Annotated in this window: 18 protein-coding genes, 1 tRNA gene and 1 riboswitch; of the genes, 7 read left to right on the top strand and 12 right to left on the bottom strand. The window is 51.6% G+C overall.

From position 1 onward, the window contains the following. The 4 genes from LKE13_RS05020 to metZ form a co-directional block, all read right to left on the bottom strand. Positions 1 to 1452 (bottom strand): TrkH family potassium uptake protein, encoded by a 1452-nt coding sequence (locus tag LKE13_RS05020; RefSeq protein ID WP_227948748.1) that lies wholly within the window; start codon positions 1450 to 1452, stop codon positions 1 to 3. 13 nt (positions 1453 to 1465) lie between these two features. Beyond that, positions 1466 to 2056, bottom strand: a complete 591-nt coding sequence (gene folE, locus LKE13_RS05025) for a GTP cyclohydrolase I FolE (protein WP_227948750.1) — start codon at positions 2054 to 2056, stop codon at positions 1466 to 1468. Between the two features lie 35 nt (positions 2057 to 2091). After that, the gene (apaG, locus tag LKE13_RS05030; RefSeq protein ID WP_227948753.1) at positions 2092 to 2499 is read right to left on the bottom strand and encodes a Co2+/Mg2+ efflux protein ApaG; all 408 of its coding nucleotides are present in this window, start codon (positions 2497 to 2499) and stop codon (positions 2092 to 2094) included. 133 nt (positions 2500 to 2632) lie between these two features. Then, positions 2633 to 3850 (bottom strand): O-succinylhomoserine sulfhydrylase, encoded by a 1218-nt coding sequence (gene metZ, locus LKE13_RS05035; RefSeq protein ID WP_227948755.1) that lies wholly within the window; start codon positions 3848 to 3850, stop codon positions 2633 to 2635. Positions 3851 to 3892: 42 nt separating this feature from the next. Continuing rightward, a riboswitch (SAM riboswitch) is annotated at positions 3893 to 3970 on the bottom strand. A 75-nt stretch (positions 3971 to 4045) separates the two neighbouring features. Between metZ and LKE13_RS05040 the strand changes: the two genes are divergently transcribed. Next, positions 4046 to 4119: transfer RNA gene (locus LKE13_RS05040), tRNA-Gly, on the top strand. 10 nt (positions 4120 to 4129) lie between these two features. Here the strand turns inward: LKE13_RS05040 and fumC are convergent. From fumC to LKE13_RS05060, 4 genes are all read right to left on the bottom strand, one after another. Continuing rightward, positions 4130 to 5518: a class II fumarate hydratase gene (gene fumC, locus LKE13_RS05045; RefSeq protein WP_227948757.1), complete on the bottom strand. Its 1389-nt coding sequence runs from the start codon at positions 5516 to 5518 to the stop codon at positions 4130 to 4132. 43 nt (positions 5519 to 5561) lie between these two features. Continuing rightward, entirely contained in the window at positions 5562 to 5735 is a 174-nt protein-coding gene (locus tag LKE13_RS05050; RefSeq protein WP_227948759.1) for a hypothetical protein, read from the bottom strand. Continuing rightward, a complete protein-coding gene (locus tag LKE13_RS05055) occupies positions 5732 to 6931 on the bottom strand; it encodes a GGDEF domain-containing protein (RefSeq protein WP_227948761.1) in 1200 nt (399 codons plus the stop codon). The genes LKE13_RS05050 and LKE13_RS05055 overlap by 4 nt, the downstream gene beginning before the upstream one ends. 103 nt (positions 6932 to 7034) lie before the next feature. Further along, positions 7035 to 7805 carry an enoyl-CoA hydratase gene (locus LKE13_RS05060; protein ID WP_227948763.1) on the bottom strand — a complete coding sequence of 257 codons (771 nt, stop codon included), beginning with the start codon at positions 7803 to 7805 and terminating at the stop codon, positions 7035 to 7037. Positions 7806 to 7906: 101 nt separating this feature from the next. Here LKE13_RS05060 and LKE13_RS05065 point away from each other — a divergent pair, with 101 nt between their 5' ends. Further along, positions 7907 to 8728 (top strand): NifU family protein, encoded by an 822-nt coding sequence (locus LKE13_RS05065; RefSeq protein WP_227948765.1) that lies wholly within the window; start codon positions 7907 to 7909, stop codon positions 8726 to 8728. A gap of 6 nt (positions 8729 to 8734) precedes the next feature. Here the strand turns inward: LKE13_RS05065 and LKE13_RS05070 are convergent, their stop codons facing one another. After that, a complete protein-coding gene (locus tag LKE13_RS05070) occupies positions 8735 to 10489 on the bottom strand; it encodes an adenylate/guanylate cyclase domain-containing protein (RefSeq protein WP_227948767.1) in 1755 nt (584 codons plus the stop codon). Between the two features lie 164 nt (positions 10490 to 10653). Here LKE13_RS05070 and LKE13_RS05075 point away from each other — a divergent pair, with 164 nt between their 5' ends. The 3 genes from LKE13_RS05075 (at position 10654) to ggt (ending at position 13272) form a co-directional block, all read left to right on the top strand. After that, complete coding sequence (locus tag LKE13_RS05075; protein WP_227948769.1) at positions 10654 to 11241, top strand: hypothetical protein; 588 nt, start codon at positions 10654 to 10656, stop codon at positions 11239 to 11241. 103 nt (positions 11242 to 11344) lie between these two features. Next, positions 11345 to 11560, top strand: a complete 216-nt coding sequence (locus tag LKE13_RS05080; RefSeq protein WP_227948771.1) for a DUF4170 domain-containing protein — start codon at positions 11345 to 11347, stop codon at positions 11558 to 11560. 122 nt (positions 11561 to 11682) lie between these two features. Then, entirely contained in the window at positions 11683 to 13272 is a 1590-nt protein-coding gene (gene ggt / locus LKE13_RS05085; protein WP_227948773.1) for a gamma-glutamyltransferase, read from the top strand. Positions 13273 to 13342: 70 nt separating this feature from the next. On the opposite strand, the gene LKE13_RS05090 is transcribed toward ggt, so the two are convergent. The 3 genes from LKE13_RS05090 to argS form a co-directional block, all read right to left on the bottom strand. Continuing rightward, on the bottom strand, positions 13343 to 13786 hold the full coding sequence (locus LKE13_RS05090) for a MarR family winged helix-turn-helix transcriptional regulator (protein ID WP_227948776.1): 444 nt from the start codon (positions 13784 to 13786) through the stop codon (positions 13343 to 13345). 86 nt (positions 13787 to 13872) lie between these two features. Further along, positions 13873 to 14943 (bottom strand): class II fructose-bisphosphate aldolase, encoded by a 1071-nt coding sequence (gene fbaA / locus LKE13_RS05095; protein WP_415776501.1) that lies wholly within the window; start codon positions 14941 to 14943, stop codon positions 13873 to 13875. 83 nt (positions 14944 to 15026) lie between these two features. Further along, positions 15027 to 16796, bottom strand: a complete 1770-nt coding sequence (gene argS, locus LKE13_RS05100; protein ID WP_227948780.1) for an arginine--tRNA ligase — start codon at positions 16794 to 16796, stop codon at positions 15027 to 15029. 303 nt (positions 16797 to 17099) lie between these two features. On the opposite strand from argS, the gene groES reads away from it, so the two are divergent. Beyond that, positions 17100 to 17387, top strand: coding sequence for a co-chaperone GroES (groES, locus tag LKE13_RS05105; RefSeq protein ID WP_265334755.1), 288 nt, complete (start codon positions 17100 to 17102; stop codon positions 17385 to 17387). A gap of 30 nt (positions 17388 to 17417) precedes the next feature. After that, entirely contained in the window at positions 17418 to 19064 is a 1647-nt protein-coding gene (gene groL, locus LKE13_RS05110; protein WP_227948784.1) for a chaperonin GroEL, read from the top strand. Positions 19065 to 19108: the final 44 nt, after the last annotated feature.

Here is a 19108-nt window from a genome sequence, read left to right on the forward strand (position 1 = left end):
TTAGCGCTGCCAGAAACGGCGGGAGAAAAGCACGAGTACGGTAAAAAGCTCAAGGCGCCCGAGCAGCATGCCAAGTGACATCAGCCATTTTGCTGGATCAGAGAGCGATTTAAAAGTCCCGGACGGACCGACAGTCTCCCCAAGGCCCGGGCCCACATTCGTGATGGATGTTGCCGCGCTTGAAATCGCGGTCAGGAAATCCAGACCGGTGAGGCCGAGCGCGATTGTGAGCAGGGCGAAGATTACAATAAAAAGAAAAACGAAGCTGGTGACCGATCCAATGGTTTCCTCGGCAAGTGGCTGACCATTGTAGCGCGGTTTATAAATTGCGCTTGGCCGGATCATCTGCATCAATTGACAGCGTGCGGTTTCCACAAGAATTTGAATGCGGAAGATCTTGATGCTGCAAGAGGCTGAGCCCGCACAACCACCAACAAACATAAAAAAGAAGAAGGCTGTCGTACCAAATCCACCCCAGTTGCTGTAGTCGGCGGTGGCATAGCCTGTGCCGGTAATAATGGAGGTTACATTGAAAGTGGCATGTCTCAAGGCGACCCAAAAAGAGATGCCCTCATGCCGTATTTGCCAGATGGTAATGGCTACAATTCCAATCAGGACGATCGAGAGAAACCACCTGACCTGACTATCCGTAAGAAAGCTGCCCGGTTTTCCTTTGACGATATGCAGATACATCAGAAAGGGTAGGGCGCCCAAAATCATGAAAACGACCATGATACTCTCAACAAGCGGGCTTTCAAAATCACCGGCGGATTGATCAGAGGTAGAAAATCCGCCTGTCGAGATTGTCGTCATTGCATGAGTAACAGCATCGAATAAGCTCATCCCTGTCATCCAGAGGGCAAATGTGCAAATCAAGCTTAGGACGAGATAGATGTAGCCGATCGCCTTGACGATATCTGCAACGCGGGGCAGAGCCTTTTCTGATGTCGCCTCGGAGGCTTCCATACGGAAAAGTTGCATGCCGCCAATTCTGAGTAGAGGCATGATCGCAATCGCTGTCACAATGATGCCAATGCCACCAGTCCATTGAAGTAAAGCTCGCCACATCAGGATGCCGGGTGGCGCTGTATCAAGACCGGTCAGAACTGTTGATCCGGTGGTTGTCAGGCCGCTCATCGCTTCAAAAAAGGCGTCCGTATAGGAGATGTTCATCTCGCTGAATGCGAAGGGCAGGGCCGCAGTTGCCGGGAGGATAATCCAGACGGCAGTCGTGAGCAGGAAAGCCTGACGTCGCCCAAGCTCCAGGCCGCTACCGCGATTTGAAAGAAACAGTCCGCCGCCTACGAAAATCGACACTGTCGCCGAGACGAGAAACACCTGCCAGTCCCTGTTGCCAACGGCAAGATCGACGGCGGCGGGTACAAGCATGGCGAGCCCGATAAAGACAAGGAGAATTCCGTTGATTGCGAAAATCAGGCGAAAGTTGATCACGGCCCTGCCGCACTCAGCCTTTATCGATGAAAGAGAGTAACTCGCGCCGAGTAATATCTGACCGGCGGAATATGCCGAGCATCGTGCTTGTTACCATCGTGACGCCGTCCTTATGGACGCCGCGTGTTGTCATGCATTGATGGGCGCTTTCGATGATGACGGCGACGCCTTTCGGTTGCAGCGTCCTCTCGATTGTCTCAGCAATCTGTCGGGTGAGTTTTTCCTGAATTTGCAATCTTTTGGCATAGGCGTCCACGACCCGCGCGAGTTTTGATATGCCGACAACCCGATTGCTGGGCATATAGGCGACATGAGCGACCCCGATAATCGGTACCATGTGATGCTCGCAATAGCTTTCGACCCGAATATCTTTCAGGACCACCATCTCGTCATAGCCATTTACCTCTTCAAAGGTGCGGGATAGATACGTGTCGGGATCTTCATTGTAGCCGGCAAAAAACTCAAGATATGATCGCGCTACCCGATCCGGCGTTCCGACCAGCCCTTCGCGTTCCGGATCATCCCCTGCCCAGCGGATCAGGGTTCGCACGGCCTCTTCGGCCTGATCTTTCGTTGGTTTCTTAGGGTGGCTATGTTTGTTCATATCTGAATATTTCCTGAGATGGGCAGCGCCGCCATTTAGTGGAGGGACGACATGGCGTCCGGGCTATCCAGTGAGAACGCCGGAATGTCGACTGCGAACAAATTTCCTTCTTCCGATTCCATATCATAGGAGCCAACCATGATGCCCGACGGCGTCGAAAGCGGCGTTCCGCTGGTATATTCATAAATATCGCCTGGCGCAAGGATCGGTTGTTCTCCGACGACACCTTCGCCGTCCACTGTTTCCGTATGGCCCTCAGCATTTGTAATGCGCCAATGACGGTTACGAAGGGTTACTGTCCGCCTTCCCTGATTCTCTATCTTGACCTGATAGGCCCAGACATAAAGCCCATCCTCCGGGCGGGAGCGGTCGCTCAGGTAGATGGGTGTCACTGAAACCTGAACATTTTCCGTGATTTTGCTATAAGCACCCGCGTCCGTCATATCGTTTCCTGCCCGCCTTCATTCCGATTGGCTCAATTCCCTTGAATATTGCCCTATGGGCCCGTTTTGTCCAGTAAATCGGTAAAAGAACGGTGTCGGCGCGGCGGAAATATCAGTCCCGCCGCCCCATACCTCAATCTGTTTGGTGGCTTAGCGCGTAGCCAAGATCTTCTATCAGGTCATCCACATCTTCAAGGCCGACTGATAGGCGAACCATGCTTTCGGTGATGCCGAGCTCTTTCTTAATGGCGTCATCAACGCTGGAATGGGTCGTCGTCGTCGGATGGGTAATCAGTGATTTCGCATCGCCGAGGTTATTACTGATATCGATCAGTGACAGCCGGTTGAGAGCGGAGAAAGCCTCTTCCTGCCCGCCCTCGACTTCAAAGGTGACAAGTGTACCGCCGCGGGCCATTTGTTGTTTGGCAAGGGCATGTTGCGGATGCGTTTCGCTGCCTGGAAAAATGACGCGGCTTATCGCCGGATGATCTTCAAGAAAGGCGGCAACTTTCTCTGCATTGTTGCACTGCTTATCGACGCGCAGTTCAAGTGTTTCAAGACCTTTCAGCAAGTTCCAGGCGTTGAATGGGCTGAGGGCCGGTCCGGTATGCTTGAGATAGGGGGCGAGAGTATCCTCGACAAACTCTTCCGATCCCAAAACGATTCCGCCAAGGCAGCGCCCCTGTCCATCGATGTGTTTAGTGGCCGAATAAACCACGATATCGGCACCGAGACTGAGAGGATGCTGCAAGACAGGTGTTGCAAAGACATTATCGACTATTACCTTCGCGCCGACCTTATGGGCCAGATCGGAAATAGCCGCGATATCCATGATCTCAAGCGCCGGGTTGGACGGCGTTTCAAAGAAAACACAGGCCGTCTTCTCATTGATTGCGCTTTTCCATTGATCGATGTCGGTGCCATCAATCAAGGTGACATTCACACCGAACCTCGGCAGGACGGTTTCGATAATATAGAGGCAAGAACCAAATAGCGCCTTGGGTGCCACCACATGATCGCCCGCTTTAAGCAAGGACATCAGCGCGCCATTCACGGCTGCCATGCCGCTCGCGGTCGCGCGTGCTGCCTCCGCTCCGTCTTCCAGAAGGATCATCCGGTCTTCGAACATGGAAAGGGTCGGGTTGGCGTAGCGGGAATATATAAATCCCTCATTTTCGCCCTTGAAGCGACCCGCCGCCTGTTCCGCGCTGTCATAGACAAAGCCCGAATTCATAAAGATGGCTTCTGATGTTTCGTTAAATTGGGAGCGTTTGGTGCCGCCGCGCACCAGTTTTGTGGCGGTTCGGTAGCTTTTGGCGCGGGCTTGCGCTGTCTCTTTTTCGTTCGTCATGTTATCCTCGAGGCATAAAAAAACCCCGACCATCGATCAGGGTTCCTACGAGCCCCGACCTTTTAGCGTTTCTTTTACGTGGCCGCAAGCCGGTCGGCACAAATCACCACATCGAAATGATTATCGCCATGGTTATGGGCTGTCAAGAATTTCTGTTGCGGTGAATAGAGACTTTCTGTACTTAATTGTTGGAATGCGGGCGTAGCTCAATGGCAGAGCAGAAGCTTCCCAAGCTTACGACGAGGGTTCGATTCCCTTCGCCCGCTCCATTTTTTTCTGCTACTTCCCTACCATATCTTCGGGGCGGACCCAGTCATTGAATTGCTCCTCTGTGAGGAGGTTCAGCTTGAGGGCGGCTTCTTTCAGGCTGCTGTTGTCCGCATAGGCTTTTTTGGCTATTTTGGCGGCGTTGTCATAGCCGATATGCGGGTTGAGCGCGGTCACCAGCATCAGTGATTGTGCCATCAACTCGTCAATCCGGGCTTTGTTCGCCTCGATCCCGGTAACGCAATTATCCGTAAAGCTGCGGAGCGCGTCGCCGAGGAGCCGGATCGATTGCAGGACATTATAGATGATCACCGGCTTAAACGCGTTCAACTCGAAATGACCGTTGGAACCGGCGACGGTGACCGTTACATGATTGCCCATGACCTGCGCCGAGACCTGCGTCACCGCCTCGCATTGGGTTGGGTTAACTTTCCCGGGCATGATCGAGGAGCCGGGTTCGTTTGCGGGGAGAATCAGCTCACCAAGGCCGCTTCGCGGTCCACTCGCCAGGAAGCGTATATCATTGGCGATTTTCATGGCGCTCGTCGCGATCACATTCAGAACACCGGAAAGCTCGACCAGTGCATCATGGGCGGCAATCGCCTCGAACTTATTCTTCGCGCTGGTAAAGGGAAGACCGGTCAAGTCGGAAAGGTTTGAGACGAACATTTCCGCAAAACCCGGCGCGGCGTTGAGTCCCGTGCCGACGGCGGTGCCGCCCTGCGCGAGTTCCATCACACGGGGGAGCGCATCCTTCAGGCGTGCCATGCTGAGTTCTATCTGACGGGCATATGCCGAAAACTCCTGACCGAGTGTGATGGGCACGGCATCCTGCGTATGCGTTCGGCCGATCTTGATAATATCAGCGAAATCGTCACTTTTTTTCTGTAGAGCCTGATGAATATGCGCGAGCGACGGGAGCAGGTGATGTGAGACTTGCTCTGCCGCAGCGATGGACATGGCGGTAGGAAAGCTGTCGTTGGAGCTTTGGCCTAAATTAACGTGATCATTGGGATGGACCGGGCTTTTTTGTCCGAGCGGGGCACCCAGAATTTCATTGGCGCGGTTCGCGATCACCTCATTGGCGTTCATATTGCTTTGCGTACCCGAACCTGTCTGCCAGATAACCAGCGGGAAGTGCTCGATGAGCTTACCGTCGATTACTTCGTCAGCCGCCATGATGATGGCATCGGCGAGCTTGCTATCGAGCTTTCCCAGCATCTGGTTGCTGAGGGCCGCCGTTTTTTTCTGTAGACCAAGCGCACGAATGAGCGGCGCGGGTAGACGTTCCGTACCGATTTTGAAGTTCTCATGCGATCGTTCTGTTTGCGCGCCCCAATAGCGATCCGCGGGAACAGAAACTTCTCCCATCGTATCCGTTTCAACTCTAGTTGCAGACATGTCAGATCTCCTTTGAAGTATCAGCTTGTCTCAGTATCTGGTGTCACGCCGTCGCATATACAAACAGCGCTTGCAGACAAAGATAAATCGCGATGGCGATCAGGAACAGATTGAGGGTGCGGTCGGCGGCCTTTCCCATTTCCTTCAGCTTTCGGGCGAAGAAAATTCGTGTAATAAACAGGACAACAAAAAGAACCGAGAGAATTTTCAGGATCATTCGGCGGCCGCCAGATCTCTGCCTTCAGATTCTCTTTGGGCTTCATCCGTTGGTACATAAACAGCAATATCATTCCCGCCGCGCGATTTCGCCTCATACATCTGATTGTCCGCGATATCAACCAGTGCGGACCATGCCCCGACATTCGCGGATTGTCGATCGACGATACCAAAGCTTGCCGTCATCATTTTGCCGTCCGGGCGCGCGCCGAGTCCGATATTCCTAAGCCGACGAATGGATTTGAGCGTCCCTTCCGCATCCGTATTGGGCAATAGAATCACAAATTCCTCTCCCCCCCACCGGACAATCACATCTGATCCACGAGCGTTGCGGCGGATACTCGCGGCGGCGTTGGCAAGAACCCTGTCACCGGCTTCATGTCCGTAGCGGTCATTTATGGCCTTGAAGTTATCCAAATCGACGAAAACGAGAGAGAAGGGCATGTTCTGACGTTTGGATATCTTGAACTGCACATCAATGATTTCCTCGCCGCTGTTACGGCTATAGCATTGTGTCAGCGAGTCGATGGAAGCCTGATCGACCAGCAGAGATATGTACATAAGCTGGCTGATGGCAGCAAAAATACATAGTAGGCCTGTCACCATCAGGGTGAGCAGGATCCCAAGCCGTTGATGTGGGTCCGCATTTTCTGGCATGAGGATAAGAATAAACATCTGCACAACGAAGAAGAGGATGAGCGTGAGAACCCCTTCCTTGATCGTGAGCGGAAAGATGGCGAGACACCCAACGATTAGGAAGGGGAACAATAGATACCCTGCGGTGGCAAGGTTGGTGACTGCAAAAATGCCGGTGATATCAAGAAGGGGCTGATACATCGTTTGAAAGGTCAGCAGGATCGCAAAAAAGATGCCGAGTGCTCGATACGCGTCCCGTAAGGTTTCCCCGCCACTTATCCCGAAGAAAAGGGAAAGAAACAGGACGGCTATCAATGCGCGTGTGATCCCAAGGGTGACATAACTTTCAACATCGAATGTCGCAAAATCCAGCAGAAATCCAAGCGGAAAGGCAACCACACAAAGAAGGCTTAAAAACCGGACACGTGACAGGATAACTCGAGCTCTGCGTCGTTTTAGCAGGGGGGAATGGCTCTCATTGGAAAGAAGGCGATCTACTGCTTCAACGGACAGCGATTGTCTGCTGCCTCCCGAAAACACATTGTATAAGTAAACCAACACTTGTTGCCCACCCCCGACGCGGCAAAAATCATCGCTCCTTCATAGCAAAAAATTGTCATGAAAGGTAATGAATTTGCGCGGTGTCGGTGGCGGGATCGGAATACTAGCGAGGCCGGTTAAGGAATTTTTCCATCATCTTGTGAGGCTCTTCGCTTTCATAGGAATGAGCAAAGGCTTCAATTCCCAACTGGATGCCGTCGCGCAGCGGATTATTTTCCCAATCGTTGCAGAGCTGCTTTTGAATGGCCATTGCGTTGCGACCACCATCAAGAATTTCTGCGATCACCTTGTCAACTTCGGCATCAAGTGCATCATCCTCGACCAGGCGCTGGACAAGTCCGGCATCGCGCGCTTCCGTCGCGCTCAAGCTCCTGCCTGTCAGAACAAGATCGCGGGCGAGATTGAAACCAAGTATCTGCGGCAAAAGCGCGGCGTCAATTACGGACGGGATGCCGACACGTACTTCGGGCATGGCAAACTGCGCACTCTTGCAGGCGATAATCATATCGCAGGCTGCAGCAAGTTCCATACCTGCGCCAAGTGAAAAACCGTTCACACGAGCAACAACTGGCGCGTGGAAATATCGCACCTTGTGGCAGGCGTGATGCATATTGGTGATAAATGTCCGGGCAGTATCAGGGTTCAGACCCGCCATTTCGGATATATCCGCTCCGCCGATGAAACTCTTGTTACCGGCGCCAGTCAGGATGAGAATGCCAATGTCCGTATCTTTGTCGAGGTGAGTGAGTGTCTCGTTCAACTCTCCGATCACGATAGAGTTCAGCGTGTTAAGTTTCCGCTGGTTATCGATGGTAACACGGGCGATCTTGCCTTCTGGCGTATCCTCAAGATCGGTCCTGACAAACTTCGTCATTGTTTTCTCCGTTTTTTTTATTAGTTTAAGACTGTGGATGCGGCCTTTATTGCATTTTCACAAGAGTCAGTCTTCACATAAGTGACAATAGAGACGAAAAGATGTTTATTCAGACGAAGCCAGGCGACACAGCGACCGAGCTTGAATTTTTCCCGGCCGAAAAAGTTTTTGAAAGTGGTCCACTTGCCATTGTGCGCGAGCAAGCCGCCGAGAAATCGCCCTTGGCGGCACGGCTTTACGCAATTGACGGCGTTACGGCGGTCACCTTGAAAGAGGAGAGTATTGTCGTTGCCAAGGCAGAGACGGCAGACTGGTCATCGCTGCGGACAGAAATTTTCGGTGCTATCGTTGCACATTTTCAAAGTGGTGATGCGACCGTCAGAGAGACTGCCGATGATGAAGCTCTGGGCGAATTCGATGCGGAGATTATTGAACAGATTAAAGATCTGCTTTCAACGCGGATTGTACCGGCAGTGACCCAGTCGGGCGGGGATGTTTCTTTTCACAACTACAAAAATGGTAAGCTTTACCTGAAGTTTCAGGGGCCCGCCTTTTCAATGCTGACCGGCATTCAGAATATGCTCCGTCATTATATTCCGGAGATTACGGCCGTGCTGGATTATCGCGAATCATTGCCGAAGCCGGGGCTGAAAACGGCGGAAGGCCTGGCTATCCAAAATCTGCTGGAAGAGAAGGTCAATCCTTCTATTGCTGCTCATGGTGGACGGATTACTCTCGTAGATCTGCAGAAGGACCGTGCCTATGTCCGTCTTGACGGAGGTTGTCAGGGCTGCGGCATGGCGGATGTGACCTTGAAGCAGGGTGTTGCCGTGGAAATTCAGAAACTGGTGCCATCCATAGCGGAAGTGCTGGATGTGACCGATCACGCGGACGGAACCAATCCTTACTATCAGCCATCGTGATAGGTTTTAGTCATTCATTCGGTAGATAGTCACGGGATCATGTCGGCCTTTTAGCAGGGTGTCGCCAATTTTTTCCGCGTGGGCGTTATGGCTGGCGTTAAAAGTGGCGCCCGTCATCAGGGTAAGCACTTCATCCGTTTGATCCGACGACAATGTCTTGCCATATTGCTCCATGCGCTGAGCGATATTTACCGTATCACCGACGACTGTATAATTGAGCCGTCCGGCGGAGCCAATATTGCCAACAACCAGCGGCCCGGTATGAATGCCAATACGCATATAAACCTTGTCGAGGCCGGTGTTTTGCCTTTTTTCATTGTCTGCCATTATGGCAGTTTTTATGGCTTGTGCCGCACGGCAGGCGCGTGCTGCGTGATCTTCCTGCCGTTCGGGGGCGCCCCAAAAGGCCATCACTGCATCGCCGATGAATTTATCAACAGTGCCGCCCTCCGCCTCAATGCAGGCGGTAACAAGTTCGAAATGATGATTTAAGAATTCCGCAACCTCGTCTGTATCCATGTTTTCAGCCTGTGGCGTGAAGCCAGCAATATCTGTAAACATAACGGTCACGACGCGTTGTTCTGACCGCGCCTCTCCACTCTCCATAAGCTTCCGGACGAGAGACTTTGGAACATAGGTCTCGAACCAGGATAGACCACGGAGCATGCTGTTGTAGGCGTTATTCGCTTCATTCACTTCGGTAAAGCGGCTTTGGGGAAGGGCTTTGACGGCATTGAAATCAAGCTTGGAGATTTGCCGTGACGCTTCAGAGAGCGCAAGGACGGGGCGCGAGATCTTTCGTCCAATAACAATAGCAACCACCGTACTCAAGAACATAACGCCGAGCCCAGCTAGCCCTGCCATAAGTAATCGACGCAATTCCGCGGAAACTTCGTCGTTAAGGAGCCAATACCCAACAGTAAAGGGCTTGTCAGCATATCCCGTAATTTCTTTGTAAAAATAGATGTAGCCCTGTCCACCCACCTCAAGATAATGGCTGTTAAAGGCAGTTTGATTGCCCATCAGCTTCAATTTTTCTGCCTTTTCGGACCAAATGGCTTTTAACACCGGATCATCAATTTCTTCCAGCGTTGGAACGGCATCCTTAATATCAAGGACCGTTGAGGTGTGATCGGCACCTTGTTCCATCATTACGCGATCGTTGCCATAGAGTATGAACCGTTTGCTGTTGTCCAAAGTCGGCGCAGCATTCATCCGGGTGTTCACTGAAGACACTGTAATTGTCGCAATCAGTGCGCCGACAAATTTTCCGTCCTTAAAAACGGGCTCTCTGAAGTTTAGGACTGTTTGTCGGAGCGTCGGGACATAAACAAGTGGCCCCCAACTGCCTTTTTCATGAGTTGAGAGATCGGCGATGCTCTGTTTTGCAACGGGATCGCTGCTTTCATCAAACCTCAGGATTTCCTTACTTTGCCGGTGAGAGGCTGTGACCTGCAAATCAGGCGCCACAAAGGTTAGGGTGTTAATTTGCGGGGTGCCTGCAATGGCACCCAGCAAAAAATTAGCCAACTGTTCACGATTGTTAATGTCGATCCTGCCCGCGTTGATCAATTCTGCGATATAGACGGCCTCGTACGCGGCCGGATTCAGAAGTTCAATGAAATCATTTTGCGCAGCGGACATTGCGGCCGTCGCCTTATCAATCAGAAGATCCCTTGTATTGGTTAAGCCTGAGACCAGACTGATACCGAGGACGATGACAACGGTTATGACAACCAAAGTGCCGAAACTAAATGCCAAGACGGTTGCAATTGGCAGGGATTTGATTGATCTTTTCGGCGGGTTGGTAATAGCGTTTCTCCTGATTTTACGGCTGCCTCCGATAGCATGAAGCAGGAAAATGATCAAAGATTAACGCTATATGGGTTTGTAGACAAAGCTGTGCAAGAGGGTATACTCCTCGCATGAATCTGGTTGTCGCGTTTGAAGCAATATTGGTTGTATGTTGCCTGATTTCACTAAATCTGGCGCGACAGGCTTTTTTTCCAGCAAATCTTTTCTGGGCATTCGGTGCGGTTTGCATCGGCATAACAGCGGCACTTGGCGGGCTTAAATTTGCTGGTTTTGAAGCGGTCGAAACATATCACCTAACCGCAAAATATTTCGCGGGCTCAATCGGCATGGCTGCATTTGCGCTCGGAGCGGTGGCGGGGCTTTTCGCCGATTTTTTCATCCGGTTCCATTGGTGGATATTACTGATACTCCTTGTTATTCTGTGCGGAGCGCTATTGCTGGGGCAATGGCGATTTTCACCGACCGTCCAGATGGCGCTCGTCGGCATTATTTTTCTGGTCGGCCTTGTCAGGCTTCTCTCCTCCGGCGTGCTGGCAATGTATCTTATTCTTGGCGTTGTCTGCTTTATCTTGTCGGACGTTGCCGTTAAATGGCTGGCGCTGAATACCGGTATGGATCCGCTGAACATTTATCACGTCTTGATCTCGCTCGCGGTGGTGTCCTTCGGGCTTTCGGCATCGCGTGATAATTGGGAATAACATTTTTCTTATATTGTACCGCAATTTATTGTTTCTTTAGGCAATCTTGCTATAACCGGGCCGTATTTATGAAACGCAGCCGGTATTTTGAAAAAGGATTGTTATGTCAGAGGCGAACTCAAAGGTAGCGAAGGGCCTGTTTGTTGTCTTCGGTGGTAAGGTAACAGATACTCGGAGTAAGGACTTTGTCGATCCAGGCGATATGGATGTACGAGGGTTTTTCGACAGTTATGACGACGCGATGGCCGCTTGGCGGGCCGCCAGCCAGATGAAGGTTGATGATGCTTTTACGAAGTACGTGATTGTCAAACTCTGGTAGAAAACACGCCTCTTTTCCACTTGGCGGAAAAGTTCTATTGTGACCCGTTGTGATTTTGCACATCGGTTCGACATCGCGTAGTATCGCTGTTTCCCAATCATAAATCAAAAAGAGGGTTTTCCGTGCGTAATTTCTATAAAGCTGGCCGCTCCGTAACCTATGGTTTGACAGGCGCTGTTGCTACGTCCAATACGCAAGCCTCTCAGGCGGCACTGAGCATTCTGAAGTCGGGCGGGAACGCGATGGATGCTGCAATTGCGGCCTGTGCTATTCAATGTGTCGTCGATCCAATGCAGACCGGTATTGGCGGGGACTGTTTCGCCCTTGTCGCGATGGGCGGCGGTGGTGAGATTGAGGGTCTAAATGGCTCCGGTAAGGCGCCGATGGCTTTGACGGCTGATTACCTTCTGTCCAATGGCATGGATAAAATGGATCCAACAAATATCCATTCGGTCACAATTCCCGGTGCGATTGACGCCTGGACCAGATTGCATGAAAAATACGGCACTATGGATTTTGCCGATATTCTGCCGCCAGCTATTGATTATGCGGAAAATGGTTTTGTGGTCACGCAACGCACTTCTGTTGATTGGGAAGGCGCGGTTGGAAAGCTTCTGAAAAACAAGGCGGCCAGCGATATCTTCCTGAAAAATGGAAAACCACCAGCGGCCGGTACAGTCTGGCGCTTGCCAAAATTGGCAGCGACTTTGAAAGCAATTGCGAAACAGGGGCGGTCGGCATTTTATGAGGGTGATCTTGCTGAGCAGATGGCGGAAAGTCTTAAAGCGGCGGGTGGCCTGCATGAGGCGGATGATTTCGCCGCGACCAGTGCCGATTTCGTAACGCCCATCCATTCCGAGTATCAGGGGCACCGCATACATCAGATTCCTCCGAGTGGACAAGGCATCACAGCACTTATCATGCTCAATATCCTGAAGCGGTTCGATCTTGATGGGCTCGATCCAAATGGCGCAAAGCGGCTGCATCTGGAGGCGGAAGCAGCTCGGCTCGCCTATCTCGCCCGCAACAAATACATTGCGGACCCAACAAAAGCTGATGTTCCGACCGAAATGTTGCTTTCAGATGAGTTCGCGGAACATCTTTGCGGTTATATCGAAGTTGGAAAAGCCGGCGACCCTACAGGCGCTGACGCGCTTGAGCGACATCGTGATACAGTCTATCTGAGTGTTGTTGATAAAGATCGGAATGCGGTCTCCTTTATCAATTCCCTCTTTCAGGATTTTGGATCAGGCATTGCTTGTCCTCAGACCGGCGTCATTTTCCAAAACAGGGGTTTTGGCTTTGTCGTTGAGCCGGATCATCCAAATTGTGTTGCTCCTGGCAAGCGGCCCATGCATACGATTATTCCTGGCATGGTCACGAAAAATGGAAAAGCGGCTATTAGCTATGGCGTGATGGGCGGCGGCTATCAACCGGTCGGTCATGCTCATGTTCTCACAAATATCTGGAACTACGGCATGGATGTGCAGGAGGCCATTGATAGTCCGCGCGCGTTCTATAACGCTGGCACCCTTGAGGTGGAAGAAGGTATTCCTGATAACGTTCGTGCTGAGCTAACCGCTATGGGATATCAGCTTATGGACACAGCGATGCCCCTTGGCGGCGGGCAAATGATTGCTATTGATCCGGATACCGGGGTTCTCTCTGGCGGCTCTGAATCTCGAAAAGACGGCTGTGCAATCGCCTATTAAGGGACTTCATTAAGGTGTGATACGTTCCGCAGGCGTCATTTTGTAGGGCATTATTGCGCTTTTGGATGGATTACGACCCTTCCCGGGCGGCAATCAGGTTCTTCTTGACTTGGCCTAGTAATGCCAGCAGCTTTTCATTATCTTCTTCCGAGATGCCTGAAAGGGCTTGGGCGCGGACGCCATCCGCGACCTGCTCAAGTTCGGTTAAGACTGGATAAGCAGTCTTGGCAATGAATATCCGGAAAACCCGCCTGTCATTGGGATCTTTTTCACGGCGGATAAACCCTCGTTCCTCCAGCCGGTCAAGAAGACGGCCAATGGTCGATTTGTCGAGTTCGAGATAATCGGCAAGTTCGGTCTGGGTAATCCCGTCGCGGCGGTCAAGCACACCAAGCGCAAGCCATTTGGCTCGGGTAAGGTTATAGGGCTCGACCCGCCGGTCAATATGGGTTCTGAGCAGATGCGCCACTTCATGAACCAGCGTGCCGAGCGTATTATCTGTTTTGCTCAACATACCAATAGACCATAGTTGCCATGGCTATAGTTGGCAAGGCGACAAAAAAGGCCGCATATATGATGCGGCCTTTCTGTCAGGTGAGATTAAGCCTCAGCGATGGAATTACCCGTGGCGCCAAGTTCATGACAGGCTTGCTGGACACGCTCTGCCATTGATTTTTCACATTCCCTCAGCCATGCACGCGGATCATATTGCTTTTTGAAGGGCGTACCGTCTTCTGGATCGATCTGGTATTTGAACGCCTTGGGGTTCGCCTCGACATAGGCTCCGATCGGCTTGGAGAAGGTAAACTGGGTATCCGTGTCGACATTCATCTTGAACACACCATAGCTGACAGCCTCGGCGATCTCCTCCGGGCTGGAACCCGATCCGCCGTGGAAGACAAAATCAAGCGGCTTGTCCTTTGTGTCGTAAATGCCCTGCACATGATTTTGTGACGCTTGCAGGATTTCCGGGCGAAGCTGGACATTCCCCGGTTTGTAAACACCATGAACATTGCCAAAGGCTGCTGCGACAGAAAAATGCCCGATTGGAGAGAGGCGTTCATAGGCTTGCAGCACTTCTTCGGGTTGGGTGTAGAGTTTGCTGTTATCCATGACATCAACATCGCTGCCAACACCGTCCTCTTCACCGCCCGTAACACCGAGTTCAATTTCGAGGCTCATGTCAATTTTTGCAAGGCGTGTCAGGATACGCTCACATTCTGCAAGGTTCTCCTCAATCGGCTCTTCGGAGAGGTCAAGCATATGGGAACTGAACAGCGGTTTGCCAGTCGCGTTAAACTCATCCTCACTAGCGTCAATCATGCTCTCAACCCAGGGGATAAGCCCCTTGTTTGCATGGTCGGTATGTAGAACTACGCAGATGCCATAGGCTTTGGCGACCGTGTGTGCGTGGCGGGCGGCGGAGACGGCGCCAATAACCCGCGCCTCGTCAACATCCTTGATGCCCTTGCCGGCGAAGAATTGTGCGCCGCCATTGGAAAGCTGAATGATAATGTCGGACTTGCTCAGCATTGCGCCTTCCAGTGCAGCATTGAGGGTATTGGTGCTGGTGACATTGATTGCGGGCAGGGCAAACCCCTGCGCCTTGCAGTTTTTGACAAGGGCCAGATAGTCGGCACCTGTCACAACACCCGGTTTCAGTTTCTTGATTTCGTCTTGCACGGTCTAATTCCTCTTAAATGACTGTTTTCTTGTCCTGCGCGAAAAGATAGGAGACAAATATTTAAAATTCTTTACATCCGCTCCGGCACGTCAATACCCAGAATATAAAGCACCTGTTCCATCTGTCGAAGAGTAATGGCACAAAGCCGAAGTCGGGACGCGCGAATTACGGAGTCCGGTTCGCCCAAGACTTGACACTCATGATAGAAGGCGTTGAACTCCTGACTCAGGCTATACACATGATCGCAGAGAATATTTGGTGCATTCTTTTCTGCGGCTCCTTTCACGGCCTCAGGTAGCGCCGCAAGTGCGAGCATCAAATTCCGTTCAGTATCATGTGTGGCCTGCAGGCGGCCTTCGTTCAGACCCTGATCCTTGGCCTTGCGGAGCATGGATTTTATACGTACGGCGGCATACATCTGATAGGGACCGGTGCGCCCTTCAAACTTGGTGAACCGTTCAATATCAAAAACATAGTTCGACATGCGTTGATTGTATAGGTCCGCATATTTGATGGCGGCAATGCCAACCTTTGTAGCGATGTCGGCTAGCTCAGCTGAGTCAAACCGATCTGACATACCCGATTCCGCAACTGTTTTTCTGGCCTCCTCGATTGCATCCTCAATCAAGCTGCGCAGACGAACAACTCCGCCATCCCGCGTTTTGAGGGGTTTGCCATCCTTGCCATTGACCGTGCCGAAGCCAATATGCTCAAGATGGCACTCCGGCTTTATGCTGTGGCATTTGCGGGCTGCGCGGAAAACCTGCTCGAAATGGAGGCTTTGCCGAGCATCGACTACATAAAGGATTGTATCCGGATCATGTTGCTCCCGCCGCATCTCGATGGTGGCGAGGTCCGTTGTGCCATACATCACCGCACCGTCTGATTTTTCTAGGATGAGTGGCGGCATCTTTTTCTTGTCGTCCTCTTCCGCTACATCGACAACGATGGCACCTTCGGAAACTTCTGCGTATCCTTCCTGCTTCAGGCGGGTCATCATTTCCGGAATATGATCGTTGGTATCCGCTTCGCCGTTCCATTCCGTGAACTGGGCACCCAAAAGATCGAAGTCAGTACGGGTTTCGTTGATTGAGATATTGCGCATATGCTGCCAGAGCGCATGATAGCCGGCGCGGCCCTTCTGCAGATCGAAGGTGGCGACGCGAGCGCTTTCGAGAAATGCGGCGTCTTCCTTCGATCGGGCGGAAGCGGCAGGGTAGAGTTCTTGCAATTGCTCTACCGTGACAGGAGAGGTTTCTGGATAAGGGCCGGTGAAGTTGGCATCAAAATAGGGAAGGTTCGGTTGTTCTCGCTCAATCTCCTTGATGAGCAACCCCATGGGCAGGCCCCAATCACCGAAATGCACGTCGCTAATCACATCATCGCCCAGAAATTCGCGCAAGCGGCGGAGGCTTTCGCCGATGATGGTAGCGCGCAAATGGCCAACATGCATTGCCTTCGCGACATTCGGCCCTCCGTAATCGAGAATCACCTTCTGAGAGTCATGTTCACCGCGGCAGCCAAAATGTGTATCCTCGGCCAGATCGCTGATATGGCCAAGAAGAAAGTCATCATTCAGTCGCATGTTGATGAAGCCGGGACCAGCGAGGGTTAACTCCAAAAAAAGCCCCGTTTTATCAAGTTCAGAGACAATTTCCTGCGCTATTTCTCGCGGATTGCGACCGACCTTCTTTGCGGCAGCCAAAGCACCATTGCACTGAAACTGCCCAAGTTCCCGGCGTTGCGATGGGGACACCTTGCCAAAAGAATTTTCTATGCCAATGTTTGAAAAGGCCTGACCGACGATCTGGCTTAATTGATTGAGAAGCGATGTTGTCACAGAAATTTCCTGGCCTTGTTTGATATCTTTACTTGTATTTACGCCGCCGCTTTCTTAATTGCGGGGAAAGCAATGACGCTCTATCTAATGGAAAATCGGGATGGGGCCAAGGGATTTGGGATTTCATCTCCCGCGATTGATCGAATTATTTAATTCGTGACTGAGATTCATAAGGAATTTTTTCTCCTCCCTTGACACTCGGTGGACATTTTATTACATCCATAGCGAATTTGTTAGCACTCCTCTCGATAGAGTGCTAACAAAGACAAATATGTTACTTATCCAAAGATGAGGGAGACTTTAATGAAATTTCGTCCTTTGCATGATCGCGTAGTGGTCAAGCGTATAGAAGCTGAAGAAAAAACAGCTGGCGGCATTATTCTCGTAGACAGCGCGCAGGAAAAACCGTCCCAGGGCGACGTTCTTGCCGTTGGTAACGGGGCAATCGCCGAAGATGGCTCTGTTCGGCCGCTCGACGTAAAAGTCGGGGACAAGGTTGTTTTCGGCAAATGGTCCGGAACCGAGATCAAGGTCGACGGCGAAGACGTCTTGATCATGAAAGAATCAGACATCATGGGCATTTTGGCCTAATCAACACACTTGTGATTGAGGAATAAAGACATGGCAAAAGAAGTCAAATTTAATACAGACGCTCGCCGGCGCATGCTGAAAGGCGTGAACATTCTGGCTGACGCTGTAAAGGTAACACTTGGACCCAAAGGTCGGAACGTCGTTATTGACAAATCCTTTGGCTCTCCGCGCATCACCAAAGATGGTGTGAGTGTAGCCAAGGAAATCGAACTTGAAGATAAGTTTGAAAATATGGGCGCACAGATGGTCAAGGAAGTTGCTTCCAAGACCAATGATATCGCTGGTGACGGTACGACAACAGCAACTGTTCTGGCTCAGTCCATCATTCAGGAAGGTCTGAAAGCTGTTGCGGCTGCAATGAACCCGATGGATCTGAAACGCGGTATTGATCTTGCTGTTGCCAAAGCAGTCGAGTCTATCAAAGATATGTCCAAGCCGGTTTCCGGTCAGGAAGAAATCGCTCAGGTCGGTACGATCTCTGCAAACGGCGAAGCTGAAATTGGCAGCATCATTTCCGAAGCAATGCAGCGCGTTGGTAATGAGGGCGTCATCACGGTTGAGGAAGCCAAAGGCCTCGCAACCGAGCTGGACGTTGTTGAAGGTATGCAGTTCGACCGCGGGTACCTTTCTCCTTACTTCGTAACGAATGCAGAAAAAATGGTTGCCGATATGGACAACCCTTACATCCTGCTTCACGAAAAGAAACTGACCAACCTGCAGCCAATGCTGCCGCTTCTCGAAGCTGTTGTTCAGGCTGGTAAGCCTCTTCTCATCATCGCAGAAGACATCGAAGGCGAAGCACTCGCTACTCTCGTCGTCAACAAGCTCCGCGGTGGCCTGAAGATCGCTGCTGTTAAAGCTCCGGGCTTTGGCGATCGTCGTAAAGCAATGCTTGAAGACATCGCGATCCTGACCGGTGGCCAGGTAATCTCCGATGATCTGGGTATCAAGCTTGAAAATGTTGGCCTTGACATGCTGGGTACGGCGAAATCCGTTACCATCTCCAAGGAAGAAACGACAATCATCGACGGTGCCGGTGAAAAAGCCGACATCGAAGGTCGTTGTAACCAGATTCGTGCGCAGGTTGAAGAAACATCTTCTGACTATGACCGCGAAAAACTTCAGGAGCGTCTTGCCAAGCTGGCTGGTGGTGTTGCCGTGATCAAGGTTGGCGGGGCAACGGAAACTGAAGTGAAGGAACGCAAAGACCGCGTTGATGATGCGCTGCACGCAACCCGTGCCGCTGTCGAAGAAGGTATCGTTGCCGGTGGTGGTGTTGCCCTTCTTTATGCATCACGTGCGCTGGATGGCCTCACAGGCGATAATGAAGACCAGAATGTTGGTATAAAGATTGTTCGCCGCGCTCTTCAGGCTCCTTGCCGCCAGATCGCTGAAAACGCCGGTTCCGACGGAGCGGTTGTTGTTGGCAAGTTGCTGGAACAGGAAAGCGCTACTTTCGGCTTTAATGCTCAGTCGGGCAAATACACTGATTTGCCTAAAGACGGTGTTATCGATCCGGCCAAGGTTGTTCGCGCTGCATTGGAAGATGCTGCGTCGATCGCCAGCTTGCTGATCACAACAGAAGCTATGATTGCGGATCTTCCGTCAAAGGACTCCGGTGCTCCTGCAATGCCTGATATGGGCGGCATGGGCGGAATGGGTGGCATGGGCTTCTAAGCCTGATCCTCTCACACGATCAAAAAATTGGGCTGCCTTCTTTC

The sequence above is a fragment of the Sneathiella sp. HT1-7 genome (genome assembly GCF_020731145.1).
Lineage (GTDB): Bacteria > Pseudomonadota > Alphaproteobacteria > Sneathiellales > Sneathiellaceae > Sneathiella.